This is a genomic window from Thermus sediminis, from assembly GCF_003426945.1.
GTDB classification, from domain to species: domain Bacteria; phylum Deinococcota; class Deinococci; order Deinococcales; family Thermaceae; genus Thermus; species Thermus sediminis.
This window is the reverse complement of the sequence record NZ_QURO01000004.1, coordinates 1079013-1097962: the sequence shown is the minus strand read 5'-3', so window position 1 is coordinate 1097962 and position 18950 is coordinate 1079013. Positions and strand designations below refer to the sequence as shown.

Below are 18950 nucleotides of genomic sequence, written 5' to 3'. Positions count from 1 at the left end.
GCTGCCCCCCTCAGTCCACGGGCCCGAAGGCGTTGCCCCAGGCGTTGCGGATGTAGGTGGCCACCGCCCTCAGCTCCTCCTCTGTGAAGCCAGCGCCCACAGGAGGCATGGCCCCGCGCCCGTTCCTGGTGACGTTGATGATCATTTGCGCGTCCCGGAGGTTGGCGTTCCCCGCCAGGGCCGGCATGACAGGAGGTATCCCCTGGCCGTTTACCCCGTGACAGGCGGCGCATTGGGCGTTGTAGAGGTTCTGGCCCTTTTCCATGAGGGCCGGGTCCACCTCGGCGGCGAGTTGGACGCTGGCTTTCTCCTGGGGGGCCTCCTGGGCCGGGGGGGCCACCTCGGCTATGATCCTCTCCGCGGTGGGGGATAGGGCGAAGTAGGCCCAGATGCTTCCCAGGACCACCACCGAGGCCACCGCATACCAGATGGGGTTGAAGCGCACCGGCTCCACGGGAAGCTCGGGCTCGCCCACCGCAAGGCGAAGCTCCACCTCCCCCGCCACCTCCCCCCCTTCATCCAGGCCCACGACCAGGACTTCGGGGTAGTTGTTCACGGTGAAGGGGATTTCCCGCACCTCCTGGCCTCCCCCTCGGAAGTGGGTTACCACCCTCAGGATGTGCTCCCCATCGGGGACCTTCCGGGTGTCCAACTTGAGGCGGTAGGGGGGTTCCTTGAGGACCGCCAGGGGCTCCCCTGCCCCGTCCAGGTAGACTTCGATCCGGTCTACGACCATGCCACCTCCCTTTTGTGAATAGGGGTGCAAAGCCCCACCCCACCACTATAAGACCCCAGGGGCAAGGACATATGTCCTGCCCTTATAGTAGGCCGTATAGGCGGGATACGCTCTGCCGCACCCCAGGGGCTCCGCCCCCCACCTCCAGAGCCCCCGTTCCCCCGAAGCCCCGGAGGAAGGGGGCGAGCCTGGCCCAGGGGACGCTGCCTGCGCCCACGGGCAGGTGGTCGTCCCGCCTTCCGTGGTTGTCGTGCAGGTGGAGGTGGAGGAGGCGGTCCCCCAGGGCCTCGAGGTAGAGGAGAGGCCCCCGGGGGCCGAGCTCCACGAGGGCGTGGCCCACGTCCAGGCAGAAGCCGTACTGGGGAAAGCGCAAGAGGAGATCCTTTAGGGCCTCTGGTCCCTTCAGGAGGTCCTCTTCCGAGAGGGCCAGGTTCTCCAAGGCCACGGGGAAGGGGAGGGGCAGCAGGGCGGAGAGGGTCTCCTCCAGGGCCTCCTGGGCCAGGGCCAGGGCCAAGGGGTGGCAGAGGGGCACCCGGCCCGTGTGCAACACCCCCACCTTGGCCCCCAGGGCCTCCCCGAACTCCAGGGCCCTGAGGAGGCGCTCTCGGGAGAGGCTTCGCACGCTGGGGATGAGGCTCGCCGGGTTGAGCTCCACGAAGGGGAGGTGGAGGGTGAAGCCCACCCCCAGGGCCTCTCCGGTGGCCTTTAGGCTTTTGGGCTCCGGAAGGGGCAGGACCTCGTGGAGGTCGTAGTTCACCTCCAGGTCCACCCCCAGCTCGGCCGCCAAGGGGAAGGCCTCCTCATATCCCAGTTCCGCACTGAAGGGGCTAAAGCCCAGACGCATGGGGCCATCCTACCGGATGGCCTCCGCCCTCCTCTGGGCCTCCTCCAAGGCCCTCTGGGGCGGTAGGCCTCCCTTGAGGCTCCTCTCCAAGGCTTCGGCCAGGAGGCCCGCCCAGGCGGAGAACTGGGGCAGGCGGGGCCTTTCCTGGGCGTGGGCGATCTGCTCAAAGGCCACCCTGCGAAAGGGATTTTCCCGGTAGAAGCCCTCCAGCAGGGGGGTGGCAGACTTGCGCACCGGCACGTAGTAGCTGGCCTCCACCCAGCGGGCCACGTTTCCGGGCTCCATGAGGTACCTCCAGAACTCTATGGCCCCCCGCACCTGGGCCTCGCTGGCCCCCCTCAGGACCACCAGCTGCGCCCCCCCTAGGGGCACCTTCCCCCCTGGTTCCCGGGGCACGGGGGCCACCCCCAGGTTGAAGGCGAAGGAGAAGTTCTCCGCGGCGGGCCAGTTGGCGATGGAGGCCATGACCATCATCCCTCTGGTGCGCACGAAGTCCAACTGGGCGAAGGTGGACTCGGCCATGCTCCGGGCCGAGAGGGCTCCCGCCCGGTTTAGGCGGTGGAGCATCTCCAGGGCCTCGAGGGCCTCCCGGGAGAGGAAGTTGGGCCTGCCGTCCCTCACCAGGCTCCCCCCGCGGCTCGTCACCATGGCCTCAAAGAGCCAGGCCTGGGGGTCGGTGACGAAGATGAACCCTCTGGCCTGGCGCGAGGCCAGGGCCTTGGCGGCCTCCTCAAACTCCCTCCAATCCCTGGGGGCCTGCAGGCCCCGGGCCCGAAGGGCGTCCAGGTTGTAAAAGAGGACGGGCGTGGAGGTGTTCAGGGGGAGGCCAAAGCGCCTCCCTTCCACCACCCCGTAGTTCCAGGCGGGCTCAAAGAGGTCCTCTAGGAAGGCCCTGTCCAGGTTCAGGTAGGGATCTAGAGCCAGGGCCTGCCCTTCCCCCACCAGCCGGGGGAAGAAGGAGATCTCCGCCTGGAAGAGGACTGGGGCTGCCCCAGCGCGCAGGGCAGCCACCAGCCGGGTCTCGGCCTCCCGGTACTGCCCCACGTACAGGGGCACCACCCGGTAGAGGCCCTGCCTGGCGTTGAACTCCTGGGCGAAGGTGGCGAGAAGGCGGCCTGCGGGGCCGTCCATGGCGTGCCAGAAGGTCACCTCCGTCTGGGCCAGGGCCGAGGCCAGGAAGAGGAGGAGGGCGCTTAGCCTTTTCACACGAGAGATCTTACACCCAATCCGTCAGAACGGGGTCAGGGCTAGCGCCTTTCCACGGCCAGGGCCTTGCGTTGGGCCTCCTCCAGGGCCACCTGGGGCCTAACCCCCTGCTTTAGGCTTCGCTCCAGGGCCTCCTCTAGAAAGCCGTACCAGACCACCAGCTCCGGGTCCTGGCTCCAGGGGCGGGCCACCTCCGCCTGGGCGAAGACCCGGGCCCTTTCGGGGTCCCTCAGGAAATCGGCCAGCTCCCGTTCCGCCTCCCTGCGCAGGGGGAGGTACCAGGTGGTGCGCACCCACTCCGCCTGCCTTTTGGGCTCCAGGAAGTGACGCCAGAAGGCCACTGCCCCTTGGGCCTGCTCGGGGCTTGCTCCCTTCAGGACCACCAGCACCGCCCCGGATAGGGGCACGGCCCCCTCCGCCTGCCGGGGTAGGGGGGCCACCCCCACGGCGAAGGGGAGGGAGGTCTGGGCCTGGACCACGGGAAGGGCGGTGGTGGGGCCTATGCCCATGAAGGCCTTGGTGCGGAGGAAGTCGGCCACGGCGAACTGGGCCTCCGCCGGGTTCCTGGCCTGGGCGTGGCCCCTTTGCACCATGCGGTGGAGCATCTCCAGGGCCGCCACCACCTCCTTGGAGGTGAAGGCGGGAAGGCCCTCCCTCACCAGGCTTCCTCCCAGGCTCATGACGAGGGCGTTGAAGCTCCAGATATCCGTGGAGACCACCAGGCCCCTAGCGGTGCGGCTTGTGAGGCGGGCGGCCGCCTCCTCCACCTCGGCCCAGCTCCTCGGCGGGGCCAGGCCCCGGGCCCGGAAGGCGTCCTTGTTGTAGTAAAGGGCGGGCACGGAAAGCCCCAGGGGGAGGCCGTAGCTCCTCCCCTGCACCTGGCCCGCCCGGAGCATCTCCGGGTAGAGGTCCCTGGGGAGGTTTTGCAGGTAGGGGTCCAGGGGCAGGGCCACCCCCTCCTGGGCCAGGCGGGGCAGGAAGGAGAGCTCCCCGTGGAAGAGGGCGGGAGCCCCTCCGGCGCGCAGGGCAGCCAGGAGCCTCACCCCCGCCTCCCGGTAGTCCCCCACGTAGCGGGCCTCTATGCGGTACGCCCTCTGGCCCTCGTTGAAGCTCCGGATGGTCTCTTCCAGCACCCTGTTCCCGGGGGGGCCGGCGGTGTGCCAGAAGGGGAGGGCCACCTGGGCCAGGGCAGCCGGGGTTAGGGCCAGGAGGAAGGGAAACCACCTCATCCTCTCCAGCTTACCGGGGGCTGGATGAGAGGGTGGCAAGAAGGAGGCCCAGGTCCTTTAGAAAGGGCAGGGCTTTTCCCCTCAAGGCTTCCCGCATCTCCAGAAACCGCCTCCTGGCCGAGGGGCCAGGGAAGCCCTCCGGCAGGAGCTCCTCGGGCAGGAGGGGGTCTAGGAAGAGGGCCTTGCGCATCTCGTGGGCCAGGCGGGTGAGGGCCCGGAAGGCCTCGAGGGGGTCCTGGGGCTCAGGGAACTCCAGAGGGAGGACGCGGTAAAGGGCCCTGGCCTCCTCTAGGGGGAAGGCTTGGAGCACCTCCCCTTTGGGGCCCAGGTGCTCCCCCCGGAAGAGGGTGGCGGGGAGGCCGTAGAAGCCAAGGAGCTCCCGGGTGGCCTTGGGATCGGCGCTTAGGCCCAGGTAGACCCCGCTTTGCAGGCTCCCGTAGCCTAGCAGGGCCATCTCGCGGCGGAAGCGCTCCCTTTTCCCCCGTTCCCTAGGGCCTTCCGGCAGGACCAAGAGGAAGGTGCCGTCCCAAGGGGGAAGGGGCTCGTAGAGGCGGCGGCGCACCTGGCGCACCTGCCAGTAGACCCGGTCGGAGAGGGCGTAGTGGGCCACCCGGCCCCGCCTTTCCGGCACCACCCAGCCCCGCTTGGCGCTCCGGGAGAGGGCGGCCCGCACCGCCGCCTCCGAGAAGCCCAAGGCGGCCATCATGGCGATGAGGGCCTTGAGGGGCGCCCGCCTTTCCGGGTAGACATACTCCACGAAAAGGGTGAAGATGGTGGACCGGGCCCTCATCCGAAAACCGGTTCCAGCCGCCTTTCGCGGTACTCCTTCAGGGCCCCTTCCAGAAAGGTGGCCAGGGGCATGGCACCCAGGTTTCCCTTATGCCGCCGGCGGACGCTCACCGTGCCCTCCGCCTTCTCCTTCTCCCCCACCACCAGCACGTAGGGGACCTTCTGGAGTTCGGCGTCCCGGATGCGGGCCTGCATCCTCTCGGGGCGGGTGTCCGCCTCGGCCCGGAGGCCCGCCTCTTTGAGCTTCCCTGCCACCTCGAGGGCGTAGTCCTCCTGCTTCTCAGAGACCGGCACCACCACCGCCTGCACCGGGGAAAGCCAGAGGGGAAAGTCCCCGGCGAAGTGCTCGATGAGGATGCCGATGAAGCGCTCCAGGGAGCCGAAGGGGGCCCGGTGGAGCATGACCGGGCGGTGCTCCTCCCCGTCCTTCCCCACGTAGGTGAGGCCGAAGCGCTCCGGGAGGTTGTAGTCCACCTGGATGGTGCCAAGCTGCCACTCCCTCCCTAGGGCGTCCTTCACCACGAAGTCCAGCTTGGGGCCGTAGAAGGCAGCATCCCCCTCCTCTAGGGTGTAGTGGAGGCCGGCCTCGAGGGCCGCCTCCTCTATTTGCCTTTCGGCCAAGGCCCACTTGGCCTCGTCCCCCACGTACTTTTGGCTCCCCGGGTCCCGGGTCCCGATCCGGGCCCGGAAGTCCTTAAGGCCCAAGGTGGCGAAGACCTTGAGAACCAGGTCCAAGACCCCCAGGAACTCCCCCTTCACCTCCTCGGGGGTGCAGAAGATGTGGGCATCGTCCTGGGTGAAGCCCCGCACCCGGGTGAGGCCCAGAAGCTCCCCCGCCTTCTCGTAGCGGTAGACGGTGCCGAACTCCGCCAGGCGCAGGGGAAGCTCCCGGTAGGATCGCTTCTTATAGGCGTAGATCCGGATGTGGTGGGGGCAGTTCATGGGCTTTAGGAGGTAGGCCTCCTCCCCCTCCGTGAAGCGGATCGGGGGGAACTGGCTTTCCGCGTAGTAGGGATAGTGGCCCGAGGTCTCGTAGAGCTCCAGGCCCCCGATGTGGGGGGTGGTGACCAGCTGGTAGCCCCGCCTCACCTGCTCCTCCCGCATGAAAGCGATGAGCTCCTCCCGGATCACGTTCCCCTTGGGAAGCCAGAGGACCAGGCCCTTGCCCACCACGGGGTCAATGAGAAAGAGTTCCAGCTCCCGACCCAATCGGCGGTGGTCCCGCCTTTTGGCCTCCTCCAGCTGCCAGAGGTACTCCCTTAGCTCCTCGGCGGTGCGGAAGGCCACCCCGTAGACCCGCTGGAGCATGGGCCTCCTCTCGTCCCCCCGCCAGTAGGCCCCGGCCACATGGGTGAGCTTGAAGTGGGGGGGGATCCTTCCCGTGGAGGGCACGTGGGGGCCCCGGCAGAGGTCGGTGAAACCGTACGTGTCGTCCCCTTGCTGGTAGAAGCTGATCTCCTCGGTCTCGGGGAGGTCTAGGATGAGCTCCGTCTTGTAGGGGTCCTTGCCCTGGTAGCGGGCGAGGGCCGCCTCCCTTGGGAGGACGTAGCGCCGCAAGGGGAGGTCCCGCCTGAGGATCTCCCGCATCCTCTCCTCAATCTGGGGCAGGTCCTCGTCGGAGAGGGGCTCGGGGGCGTCTATATCGTAGTAGAAGCCCTTCTCTATCACCGGGCCTACCCCGAGCCTCACGCTCTCGGGGTCGTAGCCCTTCTCCCCGAAGAACTCCTTCACCGCTTGGGCCAGGACGTGGGCCAGGGTGTGGCGGAAGAGGAGCTGGTACTCCGGGTCCTTTTCCGTGAGGATGCGGAGCGTGGCCCCTGGGGGGAGGGGTTTCATGAGGTCGTAGACCTCCCCGTTCACCAGGGCCCCCACCGCTGCCTTCGCCAGGCCTGGGCCGATCCCTTCGGCTATGTCCTTGGCGGTGGCCCCCTCGGGGACCTCGAGGGCCTTCCCATCCGGCAGGTAAACCGTCATGGGTTCCACTATACGCCCTTCCCCGTCCCCTGGTTTGGCTTGGCTAACCCCTCGGTTTGGACCAATTGGGGTCAGGCAGGTCGCCGTCCACCGCGCTCCTCGGGGAGGTGGCCCTCGAGGCCGGCTTGGGCCGCCTGGAGTGGCCCCAAGACCCAGAGGGCTTTCTTCCACGGCCATGGAGGCCGAGGCCTTCCCGCCCCTCCCCGTGACCCTGGCCCATGCGGCCATGGTTCGCGGGCTCCCCTGGCCCCACGAGGACCCCTTTGACCGCCTCCTGGTGGCCCAGGCCCTTGGGGAGGCGCTTGCCCTGGTGAGCCAGGACGGGCTCCTGGGTGCGTACGGGGTCCGGAGGGTCCGGTAGCCTACCCCTCCTCAGGAAGCTTCCTGCCCGCGTAGAGGGCCAGGGCGTAAAAGGAGGCGGCCAAGAGGAAGAGGGCGGAAAAGCCCAACCGGTCGGCCAGGTACCCTCCTAGGACCGTAGAGAAGGCGAAGAGGCCGGAAAGGGTGTTGGCGAGGCCGATGGAGGCGCTCCTCTCCTCGGGTGGGGCCAGGTTGAGGAGGTAGGTGGTGGTGGCGAGGCCAAGGGCGGCCAGGTAGGCCCCCTGGAGGAGGAAGACCAGACCGAAGGCGGTCTCCGGGAGGACGAGGGCGAGGAGGGGGGCCAGGAGGCCCAGGAGGGCCCCCGCCTGGAGCACGCCCTTGGAGCCTCTTTCCGCCATCCGGGCCCAGAGGAGGTTGGAGAGGGTGAAGGCCAGGGCGTAGAGGGCCAGGTAGAGGCCCAGCTCCTCCTCCTTCCCCAGGGCCCGCACCGCATAGGCGGCGTAAAAGGGCTCGGTCATGCCCGCGAGGCCCAGGAGGAGCCGGACCCTCAGGTAGCGGCGGAACTCCGGGCGCTTGAGGGGGGCCTTTAGATCCAACCGGGCCTCCTTGGGGGGTTCCTCGGGTTCCGCGGTGAGGCCGAAGAGGTACCAGCCCAGGCCGAAGGCCAGGGCCCCCAGGGCGAAGAGGAGGGCGTAGGGGAGGGGAAAGGGGAGGGGAAGGGCCAGGACCTCCCGCACCAAAAACCCGGCCAAGAAGGCGAGAAGCCCCCCCACCAGGTTGCGGGCGCTGAAGAGGGCGGCTCGCCGCTCGGGGGGTGTGGTCTTGGCCACCACCTCCCAAAAGGGGAGGCTGGAGACCCCGGTGAAGAGGGCGTTCAGGAGGAGGCCCAGGAGGAAGCCCAGAAGGAGGAGGGAAGGGCTTCCCCCGAAGAGGAGAGCGGAGAGGGCCATGAGGACCACCCCCAAAAGCCTCAGGGTAGCCACCCGCCGGTAGAGGACGATCTTTTGGGGCAGGCGGGCCACCCAGGGGGCCAGGAAGGCCTGGGGGATCATGCCCCCCGCCTGGAGGAGAGCGGGGAGGAGGCCGATCAGGGCCCCCGGGGCCCCTAGCTTGGCGGCGAAGCCGGAGAGGACGATGTTGGGGTTCAAGAAGGTGTCCCCCAGCCAGACCAGCCAGCCGTTCACCACCGCCAGGCGGTAGTTCCGATCCCGCAGGTCTAAGATGGTGAGGATGCTGCTTTTACCCTCCCTCGGGCCCTTCCACATCCTCCACCCACGCTACAACGCGGCCACGGTCCTGGCCATCCTGGAGAGGGCCCGCCCCCCGGTCCTCTACCTGGCCTCCCTCTCGCAGGAGGCCCTGAGCGAGGGGTGGTGGCGGGAGGAGGATCCCCTCCTCTTCCACCTCCTGCCCTGGGCGGAGGGCCGGGGCCTTCCCGTGGTGGCCCTGGACGAGGAGGCCCACCTCAAGAAGGAGGCGGAGGTCTTCCGCGAGGCCCTGGCCCAGCACCCAGGCGGGAAGCCCTACCTGGAGCGCATGGCTGCCTTTGACCAGGCCCTCTTGGCCCTCCTTAGGACCCCCTTGACCCTCGAGGGCCTGGCCTCTGGGGAGTTTTTGGCGAGGCTCAGGGGGATCTACGAGGGCTTCGCCCAGGCCTTCGGCGAGGGCCCGGCCACGGGCTTCCGCCAGGGGCGCATGGCCCGGGTGGCCGAGGCCCTGAAGGGGAAGGAGGGGGCGGTCATCGCCGAGGTCCTGGACTTCCCCTTTCTGGCCGAGGCCTTTCCCGGAGCCCTGCCCGGGCCCCAGGAGCCCACGGAGGCCGAAAGGCAGAGGGCCCTCATGGACCGGGCCTGGCAGCTTCGGGAGGAGGACGACTGGGTGGGCCTGGTGGAGGGGCTTTTCGCCATAGGGAGTCCAGAGGCCCTCTACCTGGCGGCCCAGATCTACCTGGCGGCGGGGGAGTGGCGGGAGGCCTTGGGTCTCATGGAGGAGGTCTTCCGCATGGACTTCCAGCACCCCGAGTACCTCCCGGGCTACGTCCTCGCCCGCTTCGGGCAGCTTCTGGACCTGGCCGGGGAAAGGGAAAGGGCCCTCAGGGCCTACCGGGGGGTCTTGGCCCTCTCCTGGGCCCCGGAGGAGGCCCGGACCATCGCCCAGGCCGGTCTAAGGACCCCCTTCCGCTTGGGTTAGGGGTTTTCTCGGGTCATTTGTCCTGCCCCGGGAGGCCTATCCTCAGGGCATGGAGGTTGAGGTCCGCCGCGCCCGGCGCGCCCAGTACCTGCGCCTGGCCGCGGCCCACGCCGGGCCCCTGGGCCCCGCCCTTCTGGGCCGCACCGAGCTGGCTCCCCTTTATGAGAAGGCTTACGCCTCCTGCTCTGGGGCCCCGGGCCTCCCCTGCCAAGGCGTGGGAGGGGAACCCCGCGTCTGCCTGGTGTGGCGGCTGGAGCATTTGGCCCGAAGCGCCTTGCGGGGCGGCCAGAGGAGGCGGGAGCAGGAGAGGGAGGTGGTACAAGGGCTTCTCCAGTGCATAGCCCACCTCAAGGGGGAGTTTCCCCCGGGGTTCCTGCCGGTCCTCGAGGCCACCCAGGCCTTCCTGGAGAGGGACCTCCGCTACCTCCGGGGGGAGATGGCTCCGGAGGAAGTCCTAGAGCAGGTCGTGCTGCTTGCCCAGGTAGAGCATGTAGGCCACGGTGGCCGCGGAGAGGATGATCAGGATCAGCATCAGGAGGACGAAGCGCAGGTCAAAGGTCTCCCCTTCCGTGGTGAGGACGCGGGGGTTAAGGATCAGATAGAAAATTAGGGTCACCACGGCGGCCAGTACGGCAAACAGCGCGATCAGCCCAGCGTAGAACATGGTTTCCTCCCCTACCAGAGGCCCAGCACCGCCTCTAGGCCCGGCCTCAAGTTTACCAGCCCCACCCCGTAGGTGGGAATCCCCAAGGCCCAGCCCACCCCTCCCAGGTAGGGGCCTTCGCCCTGGGGCAGGCGCAGGGGAAGGGAAGGGCTTTCCCAGGCCTCGTAGGCCCGCACCTCCTTGTAGGTGAGGCCCGTGGGAGCCTGTACCCAGAGGACCAGGGGCGCCCCCTCTGCCTCCAGGGGTTTCCAGCCCTCCGGGCTCTCCTTGCCTCCCGGGAACCGGATCCCCAGCCCCTCCCCAGGGAAGGCCAGGAGGAGGCGGCTTGGCCGGTGGGTCTTGAGGAGGTGCTCCAGGGGTGGACGGGCAGGGCCGCCCAGGGGCTTTCCCTCCAGGGTGGGAGAAAGGGGGGAGGGATCCAGGGCTAGGAGGACCCGCCCCCGGAAGGCGAGGCCGTTTAGGGCTTGGAGCACGGGGATGGCCTCGGTGTAGGGGGCATGGAGAAGCGTGGTTCCCCCGCCCCTCCCCCCTTCCAGGTAGCAAAGGAGGGTGCCGAACTCGTCCAGGGCGGCCCGGAGGTGTCCGGAGAGGACCTCCAGGTCCTGGGAGAGGCGTTCCAGAAGCTCGGAAGCCATGGGCTCATGCTATCCTAAACCCCGTGCGCTACCTGGTCCTCTCCGATATCCACGGGAACTGGCCCGCCCTCGAAGCCGTCTTAAGGGAAGCCCCGGCCTTTGACCGGGTCCTCTTCCTGGGGGATGCGGTGGGCTACTACCCGGATGGGGACCGGGTTTTGGACTGGTTGCTGGCTTCGGGGGCCACCTGCGTCCTGGGCAACCACGACGCTTGGCTTCTGGCCCTGGATCGCCTTTCGGTGGAGGGAGCAGTCCTGGAGATTCTGGCCTGGCAGCGGGCGCACCTTGCCCAGAGGCACCTGGAGTTCCTCGCTTCCTGGCCCTGGCAGAAGGAGGTGGAAGGGGCGCTTCTCGTCCACGGGAGTCCCTGCGATCCCCTGGAGTACCTGGACGACCTCTTCCTGGCCCGGGAGGCCTTCGCCTGCACCGAGGCCCGCCTCACCCTCCACGGGCACACCCACCTGGCGGGGGCCTTTTTGGAGCTTTCGGGGCCCAAGCCCTGGGTACGCTACCAGGCCTTTCCCGAAGGGGGGGAGCTCGTCCTCCCTCCCACGGTGCGGGCCCTGGCCAATCCCGGATCTGTGGGCCAGCCCCGGGACGGGGTTCCGGGGGCGGCCTTCGCCCTTTGGGAGGGGAGCCGCCTGGAGTTCCACCGGGTGGGCTACGACCTGGAGGCCGTCCGAAAGCGCCTACTGGAGGAGGGGTTTCCCCAGTGGCTCCATACCCGGCTCACCCTGGGGGAATAATCGGCCACGAGGCCATCCTGGAGCTCCTTCCCAAGCTCCAGGCCGCCACCCTCCTCTTCTCCGGCCCCGAAGGGGTGGGAAGGCGCCCCGTGGCCCGCTGGTACGCCGTGGGCCTCAACCGGGGCTTCCCCCCGCCCCCTCTGGAGGCCCACCCCGACCTCCTGGAGATCGGGCCCAGGGAGGGGGGCCTGAGGGGGGAGGCCGAGGTGCGCCTCGAAGAGGTGGAGCCCCTCTTCGCCTGGTTCCAGAGCTACCCCCGGGAGCGGGTCAAGGTGGCCATCCTGGACGCGGCCCACCTCCTCACCGAGGCCGCGGCCAACGCCCTCCTGAAGCTTTTGGAGGAGCCCCCTTCCTATGGGCGCCTGATCCTCATCGCCCCAGGCCGGGAGACCCTCCTCCCCACCCTGGCCAGCCGGGCCCTGGAGGTGGCCTTCGGCCCGGTTCCCGAGGAGAGGCTTCGGACCCTGACCCAGGACCCGGACCTCCTGGCCTACGCTGCCGGGGCCCCGGGCCGCCTGCTTCGGGCCCTTTCTGACCCCCTGGCCTTCCAGGGGAGGCTAGAGGTGGCGAGGAGGGTCTTGGAGAGCCCCCTCCTGGAGCGCCTGGGGCTCTTGCAGGAACTCCTTGCCGAGGAAGAGGGCTTCTTCCTCCTCCACGCCCTCCTAAGGGGGCGGCCCAGGGCCCTTCTGGCCCTGGAGGAGGCCTGGGAGGCTTTGAAGGCCTATGTGAGTCCGGACCTGGTCCTGGCCCGCCTGGCCTTAGACTTAGAGGGATGACCGTAGGCGTCCGCTTCCGCACCCCCGTCCTCCGGTATTTTCGCTTCCAGGGGGAGGCCCCGCCCCTGGAGGCGTACGTGGTGGTGCGTACGGGCCGGGGCCTCGAGGTGGGCCGGGTGCGCACGCCCCCTAGGCCGGAGAAGGGGGTGGGGGAGGTGGTGCGCCTGGCCAGCAAGGAGGATCTGGACCGGGCGGCGAGGCTTAGGGCCAGGGCGGAGGAGGCCCTTTTCTACCTGAAGGCCCGCCTCAAGGAGGAGGGGGTGGCCGCCAAGGTCTTGGGGTGCGACTTCACCCTGGACGGCCGCCACCTCAAGGTGCGCTACGCCGCCGCGGAGCGGGTGAACCTCAGGGCCTTCACCCGGGAGCTCCAGGAGCGCTACGGGGCCCGGGTGGAGTTCCTGGCGGAGGGCCCCAGGGAGGAGGCCCAGTACCTGGGGGCGTTGGGGGCCTGCGGCATGGAGTCTTGCTGCTCCACCTGGCTCCAGGGCTTCGCCCAGGTGTCCATCAAGCTGGCCCGGGACCAGGGGCTTCCCCTCTCCCCCGAGAAGATCTCCGGGCCCTGCGGCCGCCTCCTCTGCTGCCTGGCCTACGAGCACCCCGTCTACCAGGAGCTCCTTTCGGAGCTTCCCCGGAGGAACGCCCGGGTCTGCACCAAGGCGGGGGTCTGCGGCAAAGTGCAGAAGGTGAATCCCCTCAAGGGGACGGTGGAGCTCCTGCTGGAGGAGGGGAGGAGCCTCGAGGTGGCCAAGGAGGAGCTCCAATGAGGTCCTGATGACCCAGGCGGAGGCCCTGGCCCGAAGGCTTCGCCGCTTGAGCCTGAACCGCCAGGGCACCGAGGCCCAGGTGTGGTTGGAGGAAGGGTTTTTGTACCTGAGGCAGGACGCCCACGCCCGCTTCGCCCAGGGGGTCCTGCCCGAGGGGCTTCTCCACTTTGCCCTCTTCCGGGGCGGGGTGGAGCTCCGCTTCCAAGATGGGAGCCGCCTCAGGCTCTCCTACCGCCTGGGGCGGCTCAGGAAAGCGGTCTACTTCTCGTAGGGCTTGCCCACTGCCGCTGGGGGACGGCTTCTGCCGATGAACCCCGCCAGGACCAAGACGGTGACCACGTAGGGAAAGGCCTGGACCAAGACGGCGGGCAGGATGTCCGTGCCCTGGAGCTGGATGGCGAGGGCGTTGGCGAAGCCGAAGAGGAGAGTGGAGAAGAGGATGCCCAAGGGGTGCCACTTGCCGAAGATCATGGCCGCCAGGGCGATGAAGCCAAGCCCTGCGGACATGCCCCGCACGAACTGGTTGAGGAAGCCGATGGAAAGGTAGGCCCCCGCCAAGCCCGCCAGGACCCCCGAGAGGATGACCCCGGTGTAGCGCAGGCGGTAGACCTTGACCCCCAGGGTGTCCGCGGCCTCGGGGTGCTCCCCCACGGCCCGGAGGCGCAGGCCAAAGGGGGTCTTGAAGAGGACCCACCAGGTCAAGGGCACCAGGAGGAAGGCCAGATAGACCAGGGGGGAGAGGCCCAGGAAGAGGGGGAGGCGGTTCGCCACCTCGTTGGAGTTGGTGGCGTTCCCGTAGAAGTAGGTGAGGACCAGGCTCGGGGCCCCCAGGGCCAGGAGGTTGATGGCGGTGGCGCTGATGATCTGGTCCGCCCGGTACTTGATGGAGACCACGGCGTGCACGGCGGCCACCAGGCCCCCCACGGCCATGGCCGAGAGGACCCCCAGCCAGGGCAGCCAGGGGTGGGGCCCAGGACCCAGGGCAGCCTCAAACCGCTCCACGACCACCACCGCCGTGAGGGCCCCGAAGAGGATGATGCCCTCGAGGGCGATGTTCACCACCCCGCCCCGTTCGGAGAACATCCCTCCCAGGGCGGCGAAGAGCAGGGGCGTGGTCTGGCGCAAGGTAGAGAAGAAGAGGGCGATCCAGAAGGCCGTTTCCAGGTTCATCGGCGCACCTCCTCCTTCAGGGCTTCCTCCTTGCGGGCTTCCTCCTTGAGCTCCACCTCCGCAGCCCTCAGGGGATCGGTGAAGTAGCGGGGCAAGAAGCCCCCGGCGGCGATGAAGAGGACGATGAGGGCCTGCAGGACCGCCACCAGCTCCCGGCTGATCCCAAGCTGCAGGTTTACCTGCAGCCCCCCGGTGAGGAGGATGCCGAAAAGCCAGGCGGCCAGACCCACCCCAAGGGGGGTGTTCTGCCCCATAAGGGCCACGGCGATGCCGTCAAACCCCACGGAGTAGGGCAGGGCCTGCTTCAGGCGGTACTCGTCAATCCCCCCGCCCAGGACGTAATGGGTGGCGGCCAAGCCCGCGAGGGCCCCAGCCAGGAACATGGTGAGGACGATTCGCCTCCCCGCCATCGCCCCCCCATACTCCGCCGCCTTGGGGGCGAGGCCCATGGCCCTGAGCTCGTACCCCCCCACGCTACGGAACACGTAGAAGTGGAAGAAGAGGAGGGCGAGGAGGGCGAGGAGAAAGGCCCCATTGAGGCGCACCGAGGTGAGGTCGGGGCCGAGGCTCAGGGGCACCCCGGGGAGAAGCCCCCCCACCCCGTACCCCGCCACCCCGAGGAGGAGGCCCAGGAGGACCCGGTGGCCCAGGCTCTTCCGCACCAGGAAGTAGCCCAAAAGGCCCAGGAGGAAGGCCAGGGGCAGGGCGAAGGAAAGCTCCCCGCCGGGGGCCACCAGGTCCGTCCAGTGGGGGATGCGGGCCTCGGGGCGGATCTCGTAGCTGCGAGCCTCAAACCCGGGGTACTTGAAGGGGAGGTAAAGGGTGTATCCGAAGAACCTGTACTCGTTGGCGGAGATGAGGAAGAGGAAGAGGCTTACAGCGATGTAGTTGAACATGATGGTGTTGATGACCTCGTGGGCCCCGAATCGGGCCTTGAGCCAGCCTACCAGGGCCCCCCAGAGCCCCCCGCCTAAGGCGGCGGCCAGGACGGCCAGGGGCAGGATCAGCCACCGGGGCCCAGGCAGGTAAACCCCCACCAGCATGGCGGCGATGGCCCCCATGATGAGCTGCCCCGGGGCCCCGATGTTGAAGAGGCCCCCCCGGAAGCCCAGGGCCACGGCGAGCCCGGTGAAGATCAGAGGGGTGGCCAAGAGGAGGCTCTGCAGGAACCCCGATGGGCTCACCAAGGGACTAAAGAGGAGCTGGTAGGTGTAGGTGATCAGGTCTAGCCTGAGCATGAGGCTCTCCCTGAGATTTTGGGCTTCCCCCGGGCTCTGGCTCAGAATGGACACGATGACCCCCCCTAGAAGGGAGGCCAGGAGCAGAGAGAAGAGGGGGACCACCACCCCCCGCCGCCGCACCAGGAAGCCCAGCCCCCCGGGGGAGAAGACCCGGGCCAAGAGGAGGAGGTAGAGGCTAAAGGCCAGGGTAGCGTAGCTCCCCAGGCCCAGGCTGTATCGCCTCAGGGGGGGGCTTTCCGCCCCTGAATTCACCTGAGCCACGCTTCCCTGGAAGAGGGTGTAGACCAAGAGGAAAAGCCCAAGGCCCAAGGCGCCCGCCAGGTAGACCCCCCTGGGCCCTGCCCTCCAGGGCAGGGCCAGGCTGAGGAGGAGCCAGCCCAAGGAGAGGGAAAAGGCCCAAAGGAGCCAGGTGTCCCGGTAGCCTTGGGGAAGGCTTCCTTGGGGCAGGTGGTGGCCAAAGGGGTTGAGGAGGACCCCCTCGCCGCCGAAGAGCCGGTGGGGCACGGCCCAAGGGGCCAGGTACCAGAGGAGGAGGGTAACGCCCCCCCCAGGAGCACAAGGAGCCCCATGCGTTTATGGTCCCTTCGCACGTGCCCGATTGTACCCTACCCCTAGGGGTGCTAGACTTCCCCTCGTGGCGGCTCCACCCGAGGAAAAGGCCAGGCGGGTACAGCGGATGTTCTCGGAGATCGCCCCCCGCTACGACCTCCTGAACCGGCTGCTCTCCTTTGGGGCCGACCTCCGCTGGCGTAGGCGGGCGGTGGCCCTGGCCTTGGAGAAGGGGCCCAAGCGCATCCTGGACCTGGCCACGGGCACGGGGGACCTGGCCCTCCTCCTGAAGAGGGCTGCCCCAGAGGCGGAGGTGGTGGGGGTGGACTTCGCCCCGCCCATGTTGGAGATCGCTCGCAGGAAGGCCCTTTCCCAGGGGCTAGAGGTGGCCTTCCAGGAGGCGGACGCCCTGGCCCTGCCCTTTCCTGACGGCAGCTTTGACGCCGTCACCATCGCCTTCGGTTTCCGCAACTTCGCCGACTACCGGAAGGCCCTGGAGGAACTTGTCCGGGTCCTCTCCCCTGGGGGGAGGCTTTTGATCCTGGAGTTTCCCCCGCCCCCCAAGGGGGTTTTTGGCCTGGTCTACCGGGTCTACTTCCAAAGGGTCCTGCCCTTTTTGGGGGGGCTCATTTCCGGGAGCTATGGCGCCTACCGCTACCTGCCGGAGAGCGTGGAGGCCTTTCCGGAGCCCGAGGCCCTGAAGGCCCTCATGGAGGAGGCGGGGTTTCGCGTGCGCTACGAGCTCCTCACCTTCGGGGTGGCGGCGCTCCACATAGGGGACCTATAGGCCGCTAGCCTCCTTCAGAGCCCCATCCGAGGGGATGCGCCCCGCCTTTAGGTTCTCCACCAGGTAAAGGCTCATCCGCCCCAGGGCGTCCCGCACCTTTCGCCACTCGTCCAGGGGCTTGCCCGAGGGGTCGGGAAAGGAGGCGTGGCGCTTCAGGGTCTTGGCGGGGTAGGCGGGGCAGGCCTCCTTGGCCTGGTCGCAGACGGTGAGGACCAAGTCAAAATCCCAGGGGTCGGGGACCTCCAAGAGGGTCTTGGAGGAGTGGCCCGAGAGGTCCAGGCCCACCTCGGCCATCACCCTTTTGGCCTCTTCCTTGACGAAGGTTTTCTCCGTGCCCGCGGAGTGGACCTCGAGGTCCACCCCCAGCGCCTGGGCATAGTGCCTGAGCCAGGCCTCGGCCATCTGGCTTCGGGCGGAGTTGTGGGTGCAAAGGACAAGGAGACGCATCCTCTCAAGGATACTTCCCTCGGGCCAGGGGAAGGTCAGGGCCTCTCCTTTGGGTTGCCCCATCCTGGCCTGGGCCAGGATGGGGCAACCCAAGTACCCCACCTGGCAAAAGCCGCAGTGGGGTCCCAGGAAAAGCCTGCTCTGGCGGCGGAGCTGGCCATCGTGTCGCCAAGTTCCCGTGCGGGCACTCAGGCAAGGCGACCCTCCAGCGCCTCCACCTTCTCGGCCAGAACCTTCAGGCCCTTCCGCCAGAACTCTGGGCTTTCCAGGTCAAAGCCATAGCGGCCCGCGAGCTCTTTGGCGCTGCGCATGCCGGACTCGGATAGGAGGGTTTCGTAGCGTTCCATAAAGGCGGGGTCCTCCTTGGCCTCGCGGTAGAGGGCCAGGCCGAAGAGGAGGCCGAAGGTGTAGGGGTAGTTGTAGAAGTCCGCGCCGTAGTAGTGCCCCTTCACCGCCCACATGTAGGGATGGAAGGAGGCCAGGGCTTCCCCGTAGGCGGCCTTCTGGGCTTCCACCATGAGCTCCTTGAACTCCCTAGGGGAGAGCTCCCGGGCCCCCCTCTTTTGGAACACCCGGGACTCAAAGAGGAAGCGGCTATATATGTCCACCACCACCTGGGCCGCCCCCTGGAGGTAGGCGTCCAGGATGAGAAGACCCTCCTCGGGGGAGGCCTCCTTGAGGGCGGCCTCCACCACCAGGGTCTCGTTCATGATGCTGGCCGTTTCCGCCAGGGTCATGGGTACGTCCCGCAGGGAGGCGGGGACCCGGGCCAGGGCGAAGTTGTGGTAGGCGTGGCCCAGCTCGTGGGCCAGGGTGGAAAGGGACTCGAAGCTCTCCTCGTAGTTGGCCAGGATGAGGCTCTTTCCCCCACCTCTGGGCATGCAGTAGGCCCCGCCCACCTTGCCCTTGCGGGGCAGGAGGTCCATCCAGCGCTCAAGGAAGGCGGCCTCGGCCACCTGGGCGGCGTTTTGGGAGAAGGCGGAAAGCTTCTCCACAAGGAAGCTTCGGGCCTCTTCCAGGGTCCAACGCCGCCCCTGGCCGATGGGGGCAAAGAGGTCGTAGAAATCCAGCCTTTCCTTGCCCAGGGCCTTGGCCTTCAGGAGGTAGTAGCGCCGGAAAAGGGGAAGGCTTTCCTTCACCGCCTCCTGCATAGCGGAAAGGGCCCTCCTGGTGATGCGGTTTTGCAGGAGGGAGGGCTCGAGGTCGTCCTTGTAGCCCCGCCTCCGGTTCAGGACCACCGCTTCCCCCTTCACGCCGTTCAGGGCGTAGGCCAGGGGCACCTCGTGCCCTTCCCAGGCCAGAAGCTCTGCCCTGTAGGCCTTCTTGCGCACCTCCTCCTCGGGGCGGAGGTAGAGGTTGCGCACCTTGCTGATGGGCATCTCCTCCCCGTCCACCACCGCGGTGATCTGGCTCGTGAGGTTCTCGTGGAGCTTGGCCCAGGCCCGCCGCCCGGAGAGGGAGAGCTCGGCCGCCAGGGTCTCCTCCCCCTCGGGCATCATGTGGAGGGCCTCCTCCTTGGCCTCCTCCACCAGAAGGCGGTAAGGGCCGGCCTCCTCTGGTTCCTTGAGGGCCAGATAGCGGGTGAGTCGGGGCCTCAGGCGTTGATAGTCCAAGAAGAGAACCTCCAGCTCGGAGAGCTTGGCCAAGGCGGCTTCGTCTCCCGTGTCGGCGCTGAAGCGGGCGTAGAGGTAGGCGTGGAGGGGAAGGGCCTCCTCGAGGAGGATGTCCAGGGCGGAGAGTACCTCGGAAAGGGGGGCCTCCCGTTCCAGGAGGTCCTTGAGCCCGTCGATGCGGGCCCTTAGGCCCTCCCAAGCCCTTTGGAACTCCGGGCTCTCCAAGCTAGGGAAGAGGGGGGTCAGGTCCCAGGTGGTCTCGGTCATGC

The 18950-nt window shown here is 68.2% G+C and carries 19 protein-coding genes and 1 pseudogene; 7 read left to right on the top strand and 13 right to left on the bottom strand.

Translation table 11 applies throughout. The features are described from left to right. Positions 1–10: 10 nt before the first annotated feature. The 6 genes from ATI37_RS06495 to thrS all read right to left on the bottom strand — a co-directional run bounded on the left by ATI37_RS06495 (position 11) and on the right by thrS (position 6778). Positions 11–736 (bottom strand): c-type cytochrome, encoded by a 726-nt coding sequence (locus tag ATI37_RS06495; RefSeq protein WP_117237645.1) that lies wholly within the window; start codon positions 734–736, stop codon positions 11–13. 82 nt (positions 737–818) lie between these two features. Next, complete coding sequence (locus ATI37_RS06490; protein ID WP_117237644.1) at positions 819–1580, bottom strand: sugar phosphate isomerase/epimerase family protein; 762 nt, start codon at positions 1578–1580, stop codon at positions 819–821. A 9-nt stretch (positions 1581–1589) separates the two neighbouring features. Continuing rightward, positions 1590–2786, bottom strand: a complete 1197-nt coding sequence (locus ATI37_RS06485) for an ABC transporter substrate-binding protein (RefSeq protein WP_117237643.1) — start codon at positions 2784–2786, stop codon at positions 1590–1592. 41 nt (positions 2787–2827) lie between these two features. Then, entirely contained in the window at positions 2828–4015 is a 1188-nt protein-coding gene (locus ATI37_RS06480) for an ABC transporter substrate-binding protein (protein WP_117237642.1), read from the bottom strand. 10 nt (positions 4016–4025) lie between these two features. Continuing rightward, positions 4026–4805, bottom strand: a complete 780-nt coding sequence (locus ATI37_RS06475; protein ID WP_117237641.1) for a PaaX family transcriptional regulator — start codon at positions 4803–4805, stop codon at positions 4026–4028. Next, entirely contained in the window at positions 4802–6778 is a 1977-nt protein-coding gene (gene thrS, locus ATI37_RS06470) for a threonine--tRNA ligase (protein WP_117237640.1), read from the bottom strand. The genes ATI37_RS06475 and thrS overlap by 4 nt, the downstream gene beginning before the upstream one ends. A gap of 175 nt (positions 6779–6953) precedes the next feature. Between thrS and ATI37_RS06465 the strand changes: the two genes are divergently transcribed. Next, complete coding sequence (locus ATI37_RS06465; protein WP_117237639.1) at positions 6954–7139, top strand: PIN domain-containing protein; 186 nt, start codon at positions 6954–6956, stop codon at positions 7137–7139. Between the two features lies 1 nt (position 7140). On the opposite strand, the gene ATI37_RS06460 is transcribed toward ATI37_RS06465, so the two are convergent. Further along, positions 7141–8364, bottom strand: a complete 1224-nt coding sequence (locus tag ATI37_RS06460) for an MFS transporter (protein WP_117237638.1) — start codon at positions 8362–8364, stop codon at positions 7141–7143. On the opposite strand from ATI37_RS06460, the gene ATI37_RS06455 reads away from it, so the two are divergent. Further along, positions 8321–9289, top strand: coding sequence for a tetratricopeptide repeat protein (locus tag ATI37_RS06455; RefSeq protein WP_117238546.1), 969 nt, complete (start codon positions 8321–8323; stop codon positions 9287–9289). The genes ATI37_RS06460 and ATI37_RS06455 overlap by 44 nt on opposite strands. A 454-nt stretch (positions 9290–9743) precedes the next feature. Here ATI37_RS06455 and ATI37_RS06445 read toward each other — a convergent pair whose 3' ends face one another. Continuing rightward, positions 9744–9953 (bottom strand): hypothetical protein, encoded by a 210-nt coding sequence (locus tag ATI37_RS06445; protein WP_117237637.1) that lies wholly within the window; start codon positions 9951–9953, stop codon positions 9744–9746. Positions 9954–9964: 11 nt separating this feature from the next. After that, positions 9965–10588 carry a hypothetical protein gene (locus ATI37_RS06440; protein WP_117237636.1) on the bottom strand — a complete coding sequence of 208 codons (624 nt, stop codon included), beginning with the start codon at positions 10586–10588 and terminating at the stop codon, positions 9965–9967. A 23-nt stretch (positions 10589–10611) separates the two neighbouring features. Here ATI37_RS06440 and ATI37_RS06435 point away from each other — a divergent pair, with 23 nt between their 5' ends. Genes ATI37_RS06435 through ATI37_RS06420 form a run of 4 tightly spaced genes read left to right on the top strand, consistent with a single transcriptional unit; the run spans position 10612 to position 13145 of the window. Beyond that, complete coding sequence (locus tag ATI37_RS06435; protein WP_117237635.1) at positions 10612–11334, top strand: metallophosphoesterase family protein; 723 nt, start codon at positions 10612–10614, stop codon at positions 11332–11334. After that, a complete protein-coding gene (locus ATI37_RS06430) occupies positions 11301–12110 on the top strand; it encodes a DNA polymerase III subunit delta' (protein ID WP_117237634.1) in 810 nt (269 codons plus the stop codon). Before ATI37_RS06435 ends, ATI37_RS06430 begins: the two co-directional genes overlap by 34 nt. Further along, positions 12107–12874, top strand: coding sequence for a PSP1 domain-containing protein (locus ATI37_RS06425; protein WP_117237633.1), 768 nt, complete (start codon positions 12107–12109; stop codon positions 12872–12874). The genes ATI37_RS06430 and ATI37_RS06425 overlap by 4 nt, the downstream gene beginning before the upstream one ends. A 7-nt stretch (positions 12875–12881) precedes the next feature. Next, positions 12882–13145 (top strand): hypothetical protein, encoded by a 264-nt coding sequence (locus tag ATI37_RS06420; protein WP_117237632.1) that lies wholly within the window; start codon positions 12882–12884, stop codon positions 13143–13145. On the opposite strand, the gene ATI37_RS06415 is transcribed toward ATI37_RS06420, so the two are convergent. Together ATI37_RS06415 and ATI37_RS06410 are read right to left on the bottom strand one after the other, a co-directional pair. Next, positions 13133–14044, bottom strand: coding sequence for an ABC transporter permease (locus ATI37_RS06415; protein ID WP_117237631.1), 912 nt, complete (start codon positions 14042–14044; stop codon positions 13133–13135). The two genes, ATI37_RS06420 and ATI37_RS06415, sit on opposite strands and share 13 nt — an antisense overlap. Beyond that, positions 14041–15875 (bottom strand): annotated as a pseudogene (locus ATI37_RS06410) (ABC transporter permease). The gene ATI37_RS06415 and the pseudogene ATI37_RS06410 overlap by 4 nt, the downstream one beginning before the upstream one ends. Positions 15876–15919: 44 nt before the next feature. Between ATI37_RS06410 and ubiE the strand changes: the two are divergent. Continuing rightward, the gene (ubiE, locus tag ATI37_RS06405; protein ID WP_117237629.1) at positions 15920–16621 is read left to right on the top strand and encodes a bifunctional demethylmenaquinone methyltransferase/2-methoxy-6-polyprenyl-1,4-benzoquinol methylase UbiE; all 702 of its coding nucleotides are present in this window, start codon (positions 15920–15922) and stop codon (positions 16619–16621) included. On the opposite strand, the gene ATI37_RS06400 is transcribed toward ubiE, so the two are convergent. Together ATI37_RS06400 and ATI37_RS06395 are read right to left on the bottom strand one after the other, a co-directional pair. Continuing rightward, a complete protein-coding gene (locus tag ATI37_RS06400; RefSeq protein ID WP_117238545.1) occupies positions 16616–17068 on the bottom strand; it encodes an arsenate reductase ArsC in 453 nt (150 codons plus the stop codon). The two genes, ubiE and ATI37_RS06400, sit on opposite strands and share 6 nt — an antisense overlap. Positions 17069–17256: 188 nt before the next feature. Then, positions 17257–18948: a M3 family oligoendopeptidase gene (locus tag ATI37_RS06395; RefSeq protein WP_117237628.1), complete on the bottom strand. Its 1692-nt coding sequence runs from the start codon at positions 18946–18948 to the stop codon at positions 17257–17259. Between the last annotated feature and the right edge of the window lie 2 nt (positions 18949–18950).